At 50.2% G+C, this 16,910-nt stretch carries 12 protein-coding genes; 6 read left to right on the forward strand and 6 right to left on the reverse strand.

From position 1 onward, the window contains the following. Positions 1 to 42: 42 nt before the first annotated feature. From AC3WQT_RS12190 to AC3WQT_RS12215, 6 genes are all read right to left on the reverse strand, one after another. Positions 43 to 1,419 carry an FGGY-family carbohydrate kinase gene (locus tag AC3WQT_RS12190; protein WP_492704201.1) on the reverse strand — a complete coding sequence of 459 codons (1,377 nt, stop codon included), beginning with the start codon at positions 1,417 to 1,419 and terminating at the stop codon, positions 43 to 45. Between the two features lie 7 nt (positions 1,420 to 1,426). Continuing rightward, complete coding sequence (locus tag AC3WQT_RS12195; protein WP_492704202.1) at positions 1,427 to 2,443, reverse strand: ABC transporter permease; 1,017 nt, start codon at positions 2,441 to 2,443, stop codon at positions 1,427 to 1,429. Then, positions 2,440 to 3,447, reverse strand: a complete 1,008-nt coding sequence (locus AC3WQT_RS12200) for an ABC transporter permease (RefSeq protein ID WP_492704203.1) — start codon at positions 3,445 to 3,447, stop codon at positions 2,440 to 2,442. The genes AC3WQT_RS12195 and AC3WQT_RS12200 overlap by 4 nt, the downstream gene beginning before the upstream one ends. Further along, entirely contained in the window at positions 3,444 to 5,015 is a 1,572-nt protein-coding gene (locus tag AC3WQT_RS12205; RefSeq protein ID WP_492704205.1) for a sugar ABC transporter ATP-binding protein, read from the reverse strand. The genes AC3WQT_RS12200 and AC3WQT_RS12205 overlap by 4 nt, the downstream gene beginning before the upstream one ends. Before the next feature lie 173 nt (positions 5,016 to 5,188). Then, positions 5,189 to 6,193: a rhamnose ABC transporter substrate-binding protein gene (gene rhaS, locus AC3WQT_RS12210; protein WP_492704206.1), complete on the reverse strand. Its 1,005-nt coding sequence runs from the start codon at positions 6,191 to 6,193 to the stop codon at positions 5,189 to 5,191. Further along, on the reverse strand, positions 6,193 to 7,056 hold the full coding sequence (locus tag AC3WQT_RS12215) for a DeoR/GlpR family DNA-binding transcription regulator (protein ID WP_492704207.1): 864 nt from the start codon (positions 7,054 to 7,056) through the stop codon (positions 6,193 to 6,195). Before AC3WQT_RS12215 ends, rhaS begins: the two co-directional genes overlap by 1 nt. Positions 7,057 to 7,443: 387 nt before the next feature. Between AC3WQT_RS12215 and AC3WQT_RS12220 the strand changes: the two genes are divergently transcribed. From AC3WQT_RS12220 to AC3WQT_RS12245, 6 genes are all read left to right on the forward strand, one after another. Continuing rightward, on the forward strand, positions 7,444 to 9,552 hold the full coding sequence (locus tag AC3WQT_RS12220; protein ID WP_492704209.1) for a bifunctional rhamnulose-1-phosphate aldolase/short-chain dehydrogenase: 2,109 nt from the start codon (positions 7,444 to 7,446) through the stop codon (positions 9,550 to 9,552). A gap of 73 nt (positions 9,553 to 9,625) precedes the next feature. Continuing rightward, the gene (gene rhaI / locus AC3WQT_RS12225; protein ID WP_492704210.1) at positions 9,626 to 10,921 is read left to right on the forward strand and encodes an L-rhamnose catabolism isomerase; all 1,296 of its coding nucleotides are present in this window, start codon (positions 9,626 to 9,628) and stop codon (positions 10,919 to 10,921) included. A 168-nt stretch (positions 10,922 to 11,089) separates the two neighbouring features. After that, entirely contained in the window at positions 11,090 to 13,855 is a 2,766-nt protein-coding gene (locus tag AC3WQT_RS12230) for a glycosyl hydrolase (RefSeq protein WP_492704212.1), read from the forward strand. Next, a complete protein-coding gene (locus AC3WQT_RS12235; protein ID WP_492704214.1) occupies positions 13,852 to 15,318 on the forward strand; it encodes a glycoside hydrolase family 28 protein in 1,467 nt (488 codons plus the stop codon). Before AC3WQT_RS12230 ends, AC3WQT_RS12235 begins: the two co-directional genes overlap by 4 nt. A gap of 37 nt (positions 15,319 to 15,355) precedes the next feature. Further along, positions 15,356 to 16,567: a glycoside hydrolase family 88/105 protein gene (locus AC3WQT_RS12240; RefSeq protein WP_492704215.1), complete on the forward strand. Its 1,212-nt coding sequence runs from the start codon at positions 15,356 to 15,358 to the stop codon at positions 16,565 to 16,567. Positions 16,568 to 16,584: 17 nt separating this feature from the next. Continuing rightward, positions 16,585 to 16,899, forward strand: coding sequence for an L-rhamnose mutarotase (locus AC3WQT_RS12245; RefSeq protein WP_492704216.1), 315 nt, complete (start codon positions 16,585 to 16,587; stop codon positions 16,897 to 16,899). Positions 16,900 to 16,910: the final 11 nt, after the last annotated feature.

Below are 16,910 nucleotides of genomic sequence, written 5' to 3' on the forward strand. Positions count from 1 at the left end.
CTTCCATTGTTGAATTGATGAATTACCGAGACCGATAAAGGCTTATCTGGACATCACCAATTCGCGCCACTTGGCTTTATACGCTAGCCAGCCTTGAGGTTTCAATTTGTTCGTGGCATCTGCTTGTTCACTCATGACTGGCAATTGGTCCCAGTGATGAAGCATCCAGGCCCCGTAAGTGGTGCCGCTGGTATCATTTGACAGCATGATGCTTTGCATTGGTCGCAAGCTGGCCAATAATGCTGCCAGGTAAGGGTTGTTAGTGAAACTTCCCTCAATAATGATATCGCCTTCAGACCCCAATTTTTCCAGGCAATAATCTGTCATGAGTACGCAGTACAGAGTGGCGAGCGCATACCTTTCCTGCATGTTTTCTGGTGCCTGTCCTGATATTTTGGCCAATTGTCCAGAAAACGGGCCGCCTGATTCGGCAAAGCAAGGGAGTGCGTAGGTATTTTGGCTGATTAGTCTGGACAGGTCCGATGGGCTGCATGTGACAGGTTCTTGTCCAGCCAAAGTTGCAAATTCTCGCCCGCCCATAAAGCGCATGCATGAAACTGCCTCACCCAGCACATTGGTGTTGGCCAGCATATCTGCATGTTCGTCCAGCCTTTTCTGATCTGCACCCAAGGCGGCTGCGATCATCCAGGTACCCGTTGATAGTACAGTACGATGCGTATTGCCTGTATTTTTCATATGCCTCAGCAGGGATGCATTGCTGTCATGCACACCACATACTATTTGACAATCTGCTGGCAAACCGGTTTCCATCGCCAACGTGGGACGTATCGTTGCCAGTCTGGACCATGCTTTTTGCATGGGTGGGAAAAGAGATGTCCATCCCTTTTTTTCCACTAAAGTAGAGTATGTCTGCTGGCTGGTGTCCCACAAATCAGTATGACAACCCAAGGAACTGACTTCAGTTGCGGCAACGCCAGATAAGCGCCACGCCCAGTACTGTGGATACATCAGTATATGTGAGGCTTTGGCAAACTCATGCGGATAGCTGTTTTGCAGCCAGGCCAGTTGGCGGCCCAGATTGAGGCCCGCTGGCAAATCAGGAGAATAGCTTTGCTGGTATGACGGGCGTAGCGGCTGATATTGATGATTATCCCGCTCAGGCAATTCTGACTCATAGTCCAGAACTGGTAGCACCAAGCCTTTATCATTCACTAGCGCAGCAGTTGCACCATGGGTCACAGGGATGATTGCTGACACCCTGGCAATCCTGGAAAACTCACTGAATACCTGCAGCATCCACGACCATATCCTGTCGGTATCGTGATGTGGATAGATACCATCCTGGATGATGTTATTAGCGCAGCGTTGCTCGGCCAAAGTATTTACCTGCGCATCCAGCAAGCTGAGTTTTACATTGGTCTTGCCTATGTCAAGGACGATGCTGGCATTCTGCTTCATTTGCTTTTTATTTTCTTTGTTTCTTAAGATTCATCAGGCGGGGCAGGGCAATAGTGATCAGCAACAGGATACCTACTATGATGGTCATGATAATGCCAGGAATATTTGCCAATGCCATACCGTAATTAACGATGCCCAATGTCAAAACTGCCAGGAACACACCGATAATGGTTCCGGCACCACCTGCAATGCTGACACCACCCAAGATCACCATGGTAATGATTTCCAGTTCCCATCCCGTGGCAATATTCGGGCGCGTACTGCCGATACGACCTGTCAGGAAAAATGCAGCCAGGCCAGCCATGGCACCGGTCAATGTAAATAGCATGAAACGATATTTATCGACCGCCACACCAGAAAATCTGGCAGCAACGGGGTTGTTGCCAATCGCATAGATGCGGCGTCCCCAACTGGTTGCATGGAGCAGAATCGCAAACAGTACGACAAAGACCAACAGGACGATGAATTGTCTGGGAATAAGATCAAAGAAATAGCCCTGGCCCCAGTCTATCAATAACTGAGGATAAGAAGTAAATGCCTGATCGCCAAGCACGACGCTGGCCAGGCCACGAAACAATGACACACTGCCTATCGTCACGACGATGGAGGGCAGGGCAAAGCGTGTCACCAGCAAACCATTCAAACTGCCACAGGCTGCACCGGTAAATATGGCGATGAATAATAAAGTGTAAGCAGGAAAACCATGTGAATTAGCCAGCCCCATGGCAACTGAACATAATGCCAATATGCCGGACACAGAAATATCGATCTCGCGGCAGATGATCAGCAAGGCCATGGGCAAGGCGATCAATGCTTTTTCACTGAAGTTGAAAGTGCCATCAGCCAGATTGTGCAAATCAAAAAAATTTGGTAATACCAGGCTGTTGACAATGAAGGCCGCGACAAACAGCATGGCCAGCAGGGTCTCCCAATGCGAGAAGATTTTTTTAAACTGAAAATCTTCCCGGTCGCGTATGGTGTAGCGTGAGTTGTTGCTTGATGGTGTCATGGTCGTTGTGTTCACGTACTGCTCCTGATTGCATTTTTTTGCAGCAGTTGCAAAGGCAAAATCTGGCGGCTGCTTTTCTTATTGCTACGCGCATTGATCATTACAGCGGTAAGTATCACAACGCCGGTCAGTGCGCTTTGCCAGAATGGAGAGATTTTCATGATAGGCAGGGCGTTGTTGATGACTGCCAGGAACAGTGAACCCAGCACGGCTCCAGATACTGTACCTGCACCACCGGCGATATTGATGCCACCAATAACGCAGGCTGCAATGACGGTAAATTCAAAGCCATAGGCAATTTCTGTATAGGCCACTGCGTAACGCGCCACCCACAGATAACCACACAAGCCAGCCATCAAGCCCGACAAGCCATAGGTCCAGAACAGACGGCGCGGAGTAGGGATGCCAATGTAGTTGGCCGCATTCGGTTGATTGCCAATAGCATACAAGTCTCTGCCAAAATGCGTATAACGGGCGAGATACCACATCACCGCAATAACGATAGCGGCAATCCAGACCAGGTGCGTAATCTCCAATAACTGACTGAGCGGGAAGGCAATGAAGCCTGCAGGCATCTGGTGCGACGATACCCAGGCACCACCAGACAATACAAATACCAGGCCGCGGTAGACACTCATGGTGCCCAGCGTTACGACAATAGGTGGCAAGCCCAGATAACCGATCAGGTAACCATTGATCAGGCCCAGACCAAGGCCAATGGCGATTGCCACCAATATAATCAGCAACAGGGGTAGGTCAGGGAATTTTGACGCCAGCAAGGCAGACATCATGCCTGACAGTGCCAGATTGGATGCCACTGATAAATCAATACCACGTGTAATGATGACAAACATCTGGGTCACCGCCAGCATGATCAACAGCGTGCTGTCCGTTAACAGATTGGACAGGCTGGATACGCTGAGAAAAACCGGTGCACGTAGTCCAACCAGGCCTATCATAAAAACGATCATGAATCCCAGCAATACTTCCCTTTGCTGTAAATACTTCAAGTGCTTCATGCTATTTCCTCTGCCATTTCCCTTACTAGTGCATCGCTGCCAGATGCCGCAGCGACTACGTTCTCTGGTGTGGCATGTGCTCTGTCAAATATTTTTTTGATATGTCCCTGATGCATGACGATAACGCGGTCAGACATGCCCAGTACTTCCGGTAATTCGGACGACACCAGTATCACTGACAATCCGGTTGAAACCAGTTCACTGATGAAGCGGTGCACCGCAGCCTTGGAACCAATATCGATTCCCTTGGTTGGCTCGTCCAGAATGATGACTTTGGGTTTGGTTGCCAGCCACTTGCCCAGGATGACTTTTTGCTGGTTGCCGCCAGACAGCTCGGCGATCAGTTGCGTCAAATGACTAGCCTTGAGTTCCAGTTGTTCGCTGTAGTGTCGTGAAATTGCAGCTTCTTCGCTGCGTCGCTTGCCCAGCAGAAAGCCTATGCGGTCCAGGATAGGCAAGGTGATATTTTGCTGCACCGACATGGTCAGATGCCCACCTTGATGCTGCCGGTCTTCTGGCACATAGGCTATGCCATGGGCTATTGCATCTTTGGCTGATTTGATGGCCAACACCTTGCCTTCCAGGCTTACGCTGCCACTAACGTCACTGCTGAGCCCGAACAGGGCTTGCATGACTTCTGAACGGCCCGCACCCACCAGACCATAAAACCCCAGAATCTCCCCCTTGCGTAAAGAAAAACTGACATTGTCAAACTCGGTAGGATGACAAAAATCTTTTACTTCAAGCAGAGTGTCGCCTATGACCACGTCTTGCTTGGGGAAGGTTTGATGGATGGAGCGTCCCACCATGAGGGACACCAGATCTGGTTCCGTGATATCAGCCAGTGCGCCTTCGGCAACAAAATGACCGTCACGTAAAACGGTATAGCGATCGGCCACGGCATAGATTTCATCAAACTTGTGTGAGATGAAAATCACTGCTGTTCCAGCGGCGCGCAGTTGCCTGATGATGCGGTACAACTCTTGAATTTCCCGCTGTGACAAGGATGCGGTGGGCTCATCCATGATGACCACGCGCGCATCTTGCGACAGGGCGCGGGCAATTTCGACAAAATGGCGTTGTGCCACGCTCAGGTCTTTGACCTTGGCGCGTACCGGCAGCGACACTTCCAGTCTGGCAAACAGTTTTTCAGACTGCGCCTCCATCAATGCCCAGTCTACCCTTGCCGGAAAACCATGCATGGGCTGGCGGCCTATGAAAATATTTTCTGCCACCGTCAATTCATCAAACATGACGGTTTCTTGATGGACAGCTGTAATGCCTGCCAACATGGCATCTTGTGGATTGGCGAAGCGAACTTGCCTGCCAGCGATGTGCATGCTGCCACTATCCGGTTGATAAATGCCAGTCAGTGTTTTTACTAAAGTGGATTTTCCTGCACCGTTTTCACCGATCAGTGCCATGACTTCGCCTGCACGCACATTGAGCGCAACTTCATGCAATGCAATGATGCCCTGGAAGCGTTTACAAATACCTGTCAATGCCAGAATAGGTGGTGCCGGTGAACCGTCCGGGGCGATAGGAAACGGATTGTGCTCGTTCGTCATTAACGTCATTAATATAAGGCAAGGCGATAATAGAAAAGAAGTCAGTTGTCTGCATCAAAAAATAACAGGCACAAGCATCTGCTGCAGGTATGAATTTTTACAAACAACTGACCTCTATTTGCAGGCGGCCCATTGAAGCGAATCACGGGCCGATACTGAATATGTATCTTTACTTAAAAGATCTTGGAGAATTGCTCTACATTCTCTTTGTTATAAGTAAACGGCGGGGCCATCGCTGCCTCACCATTGGCATCAATCGCAATCGTACCCATACGGCCTATGGTAAAGTTGCCACCTGCCTTGGCATTTGGGTTCCCTTTGACAAATTCATTGGCGATATAAGTTGCAGCATAACCAAGATCGATAGGATTCCAGATGGCGAATTCCTTGACCGCACCGCTTTTAACATGCCCAGCCATTTCTGATGGCAAGCCCAGGCCGGTAACGAATACCTTGCCTACCAGTTTTTCATCGACCACGGCCTTGCTGGCAGCGTTGATACCAACAGTGGAAGGGGAAATAATGACTTTCAGATTTGGATTGCTGCGCAACAGGCCTATCGCTTCGCGGTAACTTTTATCAGACTGGTCATCACCATACACAGTTGCCACCAGTTTCAGGCCAGCAAACTCAGGCTTTTCCAGGCCTTTTTTCATGGCGTTGATCCAGATGTTCTGGTTGGTCGCCTGGGCGGATGCGGACAAGATAGCGATTTCACCCTTGCCACCAGTCGCATTGGATGCCATCTCCAATTGCTTGATCCCTATCAATTCAGCATTGGATGGATTAAGCTGCATCAACCGGCCTTCTGGTGCGATCCCGCTGTCGAAAGAGATGACCTTGATGCCGCGTTGCATGGCTTTTTTGGTAATAGGCACCAGGGCATTGGCATCATTTGCTGAAATGACGATGGCATTGACCTTTTGGCTGATCAGTGAATTGATAATTTCTATCTGGCCTTCGGCACTGGGTGTGGTCGGGCCTGTGTAAATGATCTCTACATTGCCAATTTGTTTGGCCGCTTCTTTGGCACCTTCATGTGCAGCATCAAAAAAACCATTACCCAGATTTTTAACAACGATGGCAATTTTTGTTTTGTCTGATTTCTGTTCACAACCCTGCAAGGCACCCAGCATGCCAAATACAATTGCTGCCAGTAATACTTTTCTTCTTTTCATCAAACTGTCTCCGCCTGGAACATGCTTGCAGACTCTGTGTCATAAGCATTTGTAAATTTATTTAATATGTCTTTTGCAGGTAATTCTTCCGGTGCCACAGTAATGACTTTGACGCCAGACTGCTCTAGCAATTGCACGGCTGAGTCGGATGCATAATGATCAGTGATGAGGCAAGACACGCGATTCAAACCGCAGAGTATGAGCCCGGCTTTCTTGGCGAATTTTGAGCTGTCTGCCAAAACGATCAGTTCCTCAGCCTGACTGATCAAACGTTTTTCAGCCTGTATCAAGAGCGGGTCAACTTCCATCAGACCCAGCAAAGACAAGCCATACACGCTCATGAACATTTTGCCAGCGTAATGGTGCTGAGTGATGTCGTTGTCAAAAGGGCTGAGGATGACATTCTGTTCGCGATACACGCGGCCGCCAGGGACGATGATTTCATTTTCACTGGAGACCAGCAGGCGTTCTGCCATCATGAAAGAATTCGTCAGTATCTTGAGCTTTTTATCAACCAGGAACTCAGCCATCATGAAAGTCGTTGTGCCGCCGTTGATGATGATGGTTTCGCCGTCGTTGCACATGTTTGCCGCATAGCGCGCAATAGCTCGCTTTCTGTCGGCATAGCATTTGATATTGTTCTGGAAGGTTTCGCTGGTGAGTGCAATTGAGCGCTTTACCTGCTGCAGGTTTTCTGCACCACCACGTGTGCGGGTAAGCAGATTGCGGGCTGCAAGCCAGCTGATATCACGCCTGACTGTAGCCGGGGATGCACTGAGCCAAGCAACCAACTGTTGGACGCTTGCTGAATTATGCTCGGCGAGCAATTTTAGCAAACGCTTACGACGTTTGTGATTTACCATTTTTTGTCTCCGTCTATTGCCGTCTATTATCTTTATCGCGGCATGCACCAGTCATTAATTCGTAGCAATTTGCTGGCATATGGCGAGACTAATCACTTAAAAATCGGGCGTCAATCATATATTGATCAAATGATTGATTATTTACCTCCACATTAATCTGGCTCTGGAAATTTCAATCATCATGCTGACTATTGCGACTTCGATCAGCTTCTTGATTGCTTCTGTATTGACACTCAAAGCTGGCTGTTTTCTACTGACTGCCACTGCCAAAACGGACAAAATGCTTCACATGAGCAAGTGATGTGATTGATCCGGTCAGCCCTTGATCACTTGGGGCTTCAGGCTAATGAATTTGTCATAAAAACACTAATTAATCACGGAGAATGTATGACCTCAACGATGCAAACCGAGCAGAAGAAGCCTATCACTTCACTTTGGGATGATGCATACGCAACTGGCCTGACTGAGCCAGAATTATTGCTGTATCGCTCAAATCTGCTCGGCTCTGATATGCGCATCACCAACTTTGGCGGAGGTAATACCTCGGCCAAAGTGATGATGCCGGATTACCTGACTGGTGAGCAGGTAGAAGTGCTGTGGGTAAAAGGTTCTGGTGGCGATCTGGGGAGCATCAAGATGGATGGCTTCTCGACCCTGTACATGGATAAATTGCATTCCCTGAAAGGCCGCTATCGTGGTCTGGCACTGGAAGACGAAATGGTAGCTTATTTGCCACACTGCACCTTCAACCTGAACCCCCGCGCCGCCAGTATCGATACGCCATTGCATGCGTATATCAATCGCAAGCATGTTGATCATATGCATCCTGATTCAGTCATTGCCATTGCTGCATGCGCCAATAGCAAGGAATTGACGCAAAAAATATTCGAAGGCGAGTTAGGTTGGTTGCCATGGCAGCGTCCTGGCTATGACCTGGGCCTGAAATTGGAGGCGGTTTCCCAGGCTCAGCCGAATCTGAAAGGCATCATTCTCGAAGGTCACGGCCTGTTCACCTGGGGGGATACTGCCAAATCCTGCTATGAAACTACCTTGGCGATCATACAGCGTGCCGAATCGTGGCTGGAAGAAAACAGCCGTAAGCCTGCATTTGGCGGTGCCAGGTATAGTGCCTTGCCAGCGGCTGAACGTGCCAGCCTGGTTGCTCGCCTGATGCCTGTGCTGCGTGGCAAAATCAGTAAGACAGAATTCAAGCTAGGTCATTTTGATGACAGCGCAACTGTGCTGGATTTTGTCTGCAGCAAAGACTTGCGGGCACTGGCTGCACTGGGTACATCTTGCCCTGATCACTTCCTGCGCACCAAGATTCGCCCGTTTGTGATTGATTTCGATCCTGCCAATCCCAACTTTGATCAGCTTTTGAGCGGTTTGGATGAAGGTTTGCGTCAATATCGCGCAGATTACGTTGCTTATTATGATCGTTGCAAACATGATAACAGCCCGGCAGTGCGTGACGCCAACCCGATTATTTATCTGATCCCTGGGATAGGCATGCTGTCGTTTGCCAAAGACAAGGCAACTGCCAGGATTGCTGGCGAATTCTATGTGAATGCCATCAATGTCATGCGCGGTGCGAATGGTGTTGACAGCTATGTCGGTTTGCCAGAGCAAGAAGCCTTTGATATCGAATATTGGTTGCTGGAAGAAGCCAAACTGCAGCGCATGCCCAAGCCCAAGAGTCTGGCAGGTCGCATCGCATTGGTGACGGGTGCTGCCGGTGGTATCGGTCAGGCAGTGGCACGCCAGTTATTGCAAGAGGGTGCTTGCGTCATGTTGACAGACATTGATGGCGAGGCATTGAGCCAGGCACATCAGGTTTTGTCCAAGGTGGCAGGCAAAGACAATGTAGCCATCATCAGCGCCAATATCACCCGCGAAAGCGATGTCGACGCCATACTAAGCGAAACTTCCCTGCGCTTTGGCGGTATCGATTTGCTGATTTCGAATGCAGGTATCGCATCGTCTGCACCGTTGGATGAAACGACACTGGAAATCTGGGAGCGTAATCAGGACATCCTGGTCAAGGGTTATTTCTTGGTCAGCCGTAGTGCATTCCGCATCATGAAGCAGCAGCAAATCGGTGGCAGTATGGTATTTGTTGCGAGCAAAAATGGCCTGGTTGCTTCCGCTGGTGCATCTGCATATTGCACGGCAAAAGCGGCTGAAATCCACCTGGCACGCTGTATCGCTCTCGAAGGCGCAGCCCACGGCATACGTGTCAATGTGGTCAATCCGGATGCAGTGATCCGTGGCTCACGTATCTGGGATGGCAAATGGAAAGAAGAACGTGCGGTCTCGAATAAAATCGATGCAGATGATATCGAAGAATTCTATCGTCAGCGCAGCATGCTGAAACTCAGCGTATTGCCAGAAGATATCGCAGAAGCAGTGTATTTCCTGGCCAGCGACAAGTCTGCCAAGAGCACAGGTAACATCATCAACGTAGATGCAGGCAATGCTGCTGCATTCACGCGCTAAAATATAAAAATTGACTGACCTGAGCCTGATATCAGGTATCAGGCTCAGGTCAGCAACAAGACGGAGACACAAGATGGATAAAGTAATTGACCACGGCCAGGTGGCAGAACACAACGCCAGACTGCAACAGAATCTGGATGCCGACTATGCTGCCCTGGGTAGTATGCTGGCCAGACGCGGGCAGGACATTGAGCAACTGACAGCCAAAGCCCAGACCTTTGCCGTCGCCTTGCCAAGCTGGGGTGTCGGTACCGGTGGTACCCGCTTTGCACGCTTTCCAGGTAAGGGCGAGCCACGCGATGTCATGGAAAAGTTGGAAGACTGTGCCGTCATTCATCAACTGACACAGGCTACACCTACTGTATCTCTGCATTTTCCCTGGGATAAAAACAGCGATCTGGCAGCCATGCGCGAATTTGCCAGCAAACACGGATTGGGATTTGATACCGTTAATTCGAATACCTTCCAGGATCAGGTCAATCAGGAACAGACCTATAAATTTGGCAGCCTGACTGCCAATGCCAAGGCCGTACGTGAACAGGCAGTAGCACACAATATCGAATGCATAGAACTGGGCCGTGCACTGGGCTCCAAAGGCTTGACCGTATGGGTGGGCGACGGTGCCAACTTCCCTGGCCAGCATAATTTGCGTGGTGCGCTCGAACGCTATCTCGACAGCATGCGCGACATCTACCAGGCACTGCCAGCAGACTGGCTGATGTATATCGAGCACAAGCTGTTTGAACCCGCATTCTATGCCACTACAATTGCCGACTGGGGTACCAGTTATGCCTGCGCTACAGAATTGGGGCCCAAGGCAAAATGCCTGGTTGATCTTGGTCACCACGCGCCAAATACCAATATAGAAATGATCGTGGCCCGCCTTGCGCAATTTGGCAAACTGGGTGGCTTCCATTTCAATGACAGCAAATATGGTGATGACGATCTGGATTCTGGCAGTATCAATCCTTTTCAGCTGTTCCTGATTTTCAATGAACTGGCCGATGTTGCGCAACGTGACGGTGATGCCTTTAAACCGTCCTACATGCTGGATCAGTCACACAATGTGACCGACCCTATAGAAAGCCTGATGTCAAGTGCGATCGAAGTACAGCGTTCTTTCGTACAGTCCGCACTGGTAGACCGCAAAGCATTGAGCGCATATCAGGAAAACAATGATGTGCTGCTGGCTGCACAAACACTGAAACAGGCTTTCCGCACTGATGTCAGTCCTATCCTGGCCATGGCACGTGCGCGTTCTGGTGCGGCTATTGATCCGGTGGCCTGCTATCGTGCAACTGGCTATCGTGAAAAACAGGCGACACTTCGCCCCGCCAAGGCTGGTGCCAGTGGTAGCGGAATAGTCTGATTCAGCTCCCTCTGACGTCTTTTCGCTGCTGCGCCTTCTTGCGCACAGTTGATCTGCTTCAGAGGGATTTTCTCATCGCCATGTCTGCATATGGAATAGGCTTAGCGATAAGCTGATCTCTATTCAGGATAGATACCTGTTTTCTGTTTGTCTGGACTATCATTTTCTATGACCAAGCCTACATTGCCTGCATTTGCTGTTCACGAATTGCGCACCTGCGTCCTGTTTTCTATTGCCATGCTGTGCGTTGTTCCGGCGATGGCACAAACCAAGGCAGCAGCGAATTTTCCATCTTTGAAAGAAGTCGCCAAAGCGTTCGCCACGCCGCCTGATGATGCGCGCCCCATGGTACGCTGGTGGTGGTTTGGGCCATCGGTAGAAAAGAAGCAACTGGAACGTGAAATACTGGACATGAAAGCAGGAGGGTTTGGAGGCTTTGAGATTCAGGCTGTCTACCCCATGGAACTGGATGATGCGGCCAAAGGTACACACAATTATCCATATCTGTCGAAACAATTTTTGGAACACGTCAGTTTTGCCAATGACAAGGCACGTGCCAACAAACTCAGGGTAGATATTACACTGGGCAGCGGCTGGCCATACGGCGGCCCACATGTCAGCGTGCGTGATGCCGCCAGTCGTTTGCGTGTCGCCGTGATTGAGTTACCGGCCGGGAATGAAAGTTTCGCCTTGCCAGCCATCATGAATGGTGAAAAATTATTGGCCAGCTTTGTGGCAGATGGTACGACAAAACAGTTAGATAGCAGCAAATTGCAATTATTTGAACCCCGGCTACTGGCAAGTAAAAGTGGCCGTGCAGGCGTCAATGCTGCAAGCACTGACCGCGTAGTGGTGTGCTATATCGCCAGCCGTACCGGCCAGCAGGTCAAACGTGCCGCTTTGGGGGCAGAAGGTTTTGTGCTTGATCATTTGAGCCGCAATGCAATTGATCATCATCTTAAAACCGTGGCTGAACCACTGTTGAAAGCCTTTGGGAAAAATCCGCCATACGCCGTATTTTCTGACAGCCTGGAAGCCTACGGTACCGACTGGACCGATGATTTTCTGGCTGAGTTCCAGCACCGTCGCGGCTATGACCTGAAACCACACCTGCCAAAAATCGAATATGGCATTGGTGCAGATGCCGCCGCCATACGGCGTGACTGGGCATTGACACAGACCGAACTGGCAAACGAACGCTATCTGGTACCTGTGAATCAATGGGCAAAAACTCATGGCACTCGTTTCCGTTCGCAAACCTATGGCGAACCGGCGGTGACCATGTCGAGTAATAAACTGGTTGATTTGCCAGAAGGCGAGGGCTATCAGTTCCGCCAGTTTTCATTTACACGCTGGGCGACATCCGCTGGCCACCTATATGGCCGTCCCGTCATTTCTGCTGAAACCTGGACCTGGCTGCATTCGCCTGCATTCAGCGCGACACCGCTGGATATGAAGGTAGAAGCTGACCGCATGCTGTTGCAGGGCGTTAATCAGTTCGTCGGCCATGGTTGGCCCTATACACCACCCGGTAGGCTGGAGCCTGGCCACGCGTTCTACGCAGCGGCGGTATTCAATACCCATCTGCCATGGTGGAATGTCATGCCGGACATCAATGGCTATCTGCAAAGAATGAGTTACCTGATGCGCCAGGGTAAACCGGCGAACCAGGTTGCCGTGTTCCTGCCGGTGGACGACGTGTACGCGACCCTGTCTTTGGGCAAGGTGTCGGTGTCGGCAGAAATGGGTAAGTATGTAACGCCGGAGTTAAGTGCTCAGATAATCGATGCGGGACATAACATCGACTACGTTGACGGTGAATCTGTCATGGAACTGGGTATCAATTATCCCGTTCTGATTTTGCCGCATGTGATCCGGCTGTCACCAGCAGTCATTGCCAAAATGAATGATTATGTGCGTGCTGGTGGAAAAATCATTGCGGTTGGCAGCAAGCCATCGTTGGCACCAGGCTACCTGGATGCGACGCGCATCAGTGCGGAAGTGCAAACGGCATCAGATGCCCTGTTTGCAAATAAAGACAAGGTCAGCCTGGTCAATAGTGATAGCGCCGTGGGCGCTGCATTGAAATCTGCTATTCCTGCAGATATGGAATTGAGTGCTGAAAAAGAAAACATAGGATTCATTCGCAGACAATTGACAGATTCGGATGTCTATTTCATTGCCAATACCGGCAATCGCGAGGTGATTGCGAATGCCGCTTTCCGCAGCAAGTACAAAACAGCTTACTGGTGGAATCCATATGACGGCAAGATCAGCAATGCTGATTTCAAGCCGGTTCTGCATCTGGCGCCGTATGAGTCACGGGTGTTGGTACTGACAGATACGCCTCAGAATGTTCAACCAGAAGCCAGGCTGGCAGATGCCACTACCATTGTTGATTTAAGCCGTGACTGGAAAGTACAGTTCAGTGAAAAATCGCAAGCGGTGAATATGTCCAGCCTGCGTTCATGGACAGAAGATGAAGCAACGCGCTATTTCTCTGGCATTGCAAGCTATACCAAAGACCTGGAATTGAACGCGGCACAATTGAAGGACGACAGGCTGACACTGGATTTCGGCCCAGGTACGCCGCTGGAGTTGACACCTAAAGTACCGAGTGGCATGCGCGCCATGCTTGACAGCCCTGTGCGGGAAGCAGCAGTCGTTTTCGTCAATGGCCAGCGTGCCGGTTCGGTATGGAAACCGCCTTACCAGCTGGATATCAGCAAATTGCTGCGTGTCGGTAATAACCGCCTGGAGATACAGGTCGCCAACCTGGGATTGAATGCGCTGGCTGGCCATGCCTTGCCGGACTATCGCCTGCTATCTGCCAGGTATGGACAGCGATTCATCCCTCAGGACACACATCTGATACAGGCTCAACCTGCCGGTATTCTTGGACCAGTCAAACTGACAGGCGCGAAGTTGCAATGAAATCCTTGGCCCGGCACTGGTTGCGCCATACTGACATGGTATTTGTCTTGCCGACACTCTTGCATCTGGCAGTTGCCGCATTATTGATGCTCTTGTTGATGTTGACGTCGCTGACTGCAGTTGGGAAAGAGATCAGTGCCGATATCTATGGTGTCAAAGGCGATGGCAAGACGCTCAATACCCTCGCCATACAGAAAGCAATTGATGCTGCTGCCAAAGAGGGCGGCACATTGACTTTCCCGGCTGGTACTTACCTGACCGGGGCCTTGTTCCTCAAAACTGGTGTCACGCTGCGTCTGGACAAGGATGTTATCTTGCTGGGTTCGCAAAACATACAGGATTATCCTGTCATGCCTACCCGGGTTGCCGGTATAGAGATGAGCTGGCCAGCAGCGCTGATCAATGTATATGAACAAAGAAAGGTTGCCATTACTGGTGAAGGTGTGATTGACGGTGATGGCAAGATATTCTGGGAAAGTTACTGGAAGCTGCGCAAGGCCTACGAACCTCGTGGCCTGAGATGGGCGTCGGATTACGATGCCGGTCGTCCGCGTTTGCTGCAAATCTACAAGGCATCTGATGTGCGTGTGGGCGATGGTTTGCTGTTGCGTCGCTCCGGCTTCTGGACCTTGCATATCTGTTACTCGAACAAAGTGGTCGTTGACCGCATCACCATCCGCAATAACGAAGGTGGGCATGGGCCATCCACTGACGGCATAGACATCGATTCATCCAAAGACATCCTGGTCCAGCAGGCAGATATCGCGGTCAATGATGATGCAATCGTTTTGAAGGCGGGACGCGACTCTGATGGCTTGCGTGTCAATCGCCCGACAGAAGATGTGGTCATACGTGATATCACTGTCCGGGAAGCAGTTGCCGGATTAAGTTTTGGTAGCGAGACCTCGGGAGGGTTCCGCCGTATTGAAGCATATCGCTTCAAGGTAATGAAAGATGTGCCAGTAGGCATATTGTTCAAATCAGCGCATACACGTGGTGGCTTTGGTGAAGACCTTAATATCCATGATTTTGTCATGAATGACGTACCTGTGGTATTGCGCGTGATCATGAACTGGAACCCGCAATACAGCTATGCAAAGATTCCCGATGATGTGAAAGATGCGCCGGACTACTGGAAAGTGTTGGTGACACCAGTACCAGAAAAAGACGGCATATCCAGACTGCGTCGCGTCAATATTTCCAGCATCAAGGCACGTGGTGCAAAAACCGCTTTTGAGATTGAAGGATATGCGCAAGCTCCGCTTGAGGATTTTAATCTCAGCAAGCTGGATATTGAGGCGAACAGCGGTGGTTTTATCCGTTATGTAAGACGCTGGAAGTTGTCAGATTCCAGGCTGGTTTTCGAAGATGGCAAACCGGTACAGATATCAGCAGATTCAGAAGTGTTGGGCCTGGCTATAGGGTCTGCTGTAAACAGCAAGACCTCTGACACCACAAAATGAGAACGAAACAAACAACAATAAAATGAAGGAGAACACTTTGAAGCTTAAAAGAAAATACCTTGTGCTTGCCAGTTTGGGTTTTGTCGGTAGCATGTTGCCAGCCTTGGGTTGGGCGCAGAACTATCCACTACCCACACCAGCCATGCAAGCCATCATCGACAAGGATACTTCGCGTCATTTTGGTGATGCGCCTGCTGATGGTGGCCCTCTGGCAACGGACTTGTCCGCAGAGCTGGAACCAGCAGCAATAGAAAAAGCCTTGCGCAAGGTGGCTGACTGGCAATTGGCACGCTCACAAGCGCATTTCGGGCGTATCTGGACATCCAGCGTAATGTATACAGGCTTCATGGCTGCGTCGGAAGCGACAAACGACAGCAAATACAAAGACGCCATGCTGGCCATGAGCCAGCAGCATCAATGGCAATTGGCGAAGCGTCTGCCAAATGCGGATGACCAGAGCGTGGCGCAGACTTATCTGGATCTGTATTTCCTCAACAATCAGCCTGAATTCATCACCCCGACCAAAGCTGATCTGGATACCCTGATTGATCTGAAGACTCTCAAACCAGGCGACGACCGCCTGCCATGGTGGTGGTGTGATGCCTTGTTCATGGCACCACCCGTATGGGCAAAAATGTATGTGGCAACAGGTGAGCGCAAATACCTCGATTATGTGCATACCCAGTGGAAAAACACTTACGACTTGCTGTACGACAAACAAGAACACCTGTACGCACGCGATGTCAGTTATATCAACAAGACCGAACCCAATGGCAAGAAAATTTTCTGGTCACGCGGCGAAGGCTGGGTCATGGGTGGGATAGCCAGGACACTGGACTATATCCCCAAAGATGATCCACAACGCCCGTTTTACGTGCAGCAGTTACGTGAAATGTCCGCCCGTTTAGCGCAGCTGCAGGATGAAAACGGCCTGTGGCATGCCGGTTTGCTGGACCGGGCGACTTATCCCTTGCCGGAAATTTCTGGCTCAGCCCTGTTTGTGTATGGTATGGCCTATGGCATCAATCGCGGCATTCTTGATCCCAAAGAATATCAACCAGTAATCGCCAGGGCGTGGAAAGGCATACTGAAACATGTCTATGCAGATGGCCGATTGGGTGGCATACAGCAGACCGGTGCCGAACCAGCCTTCTATAGGCCAGCATCGAGCTTTGACTATGGTGTCGGCGGCTTCATGCTGGCCGCTGCCGAATTGAAGAAGATGGTCACAGTCAAACCAGTGAAATGACAGCAGGAGAGTCAGCCATGATAACGCGTGCTTTTCGCATGAAACTAAAGTCAGGCAATGCAGAGGAATATCAGCGCCGCCACGATGAGTTATGGCCAGATCTTGCAGAGGCATTGCACGCTGCTGGTATTTATGATTATGCCATTTTTCTGGATGAAGAGACTTTGCATCTGTTTGGCGTACTCAAATTGCATCCCAACCACCAGATCGATGACTTGCCTAAGCATCCTGTCATGCGACATTGGTGGGATTACATGGCGGACCTGATGGAGGTTGAAGCCGATAATCGCCCCCAGCAATTGGCATTGAAATCCGTATTTTATTTCGCATGAAAAAGTCACCA

It is taken from the genome of Undibacterium sp. FW305-107 (assembly GCF_058788535.1).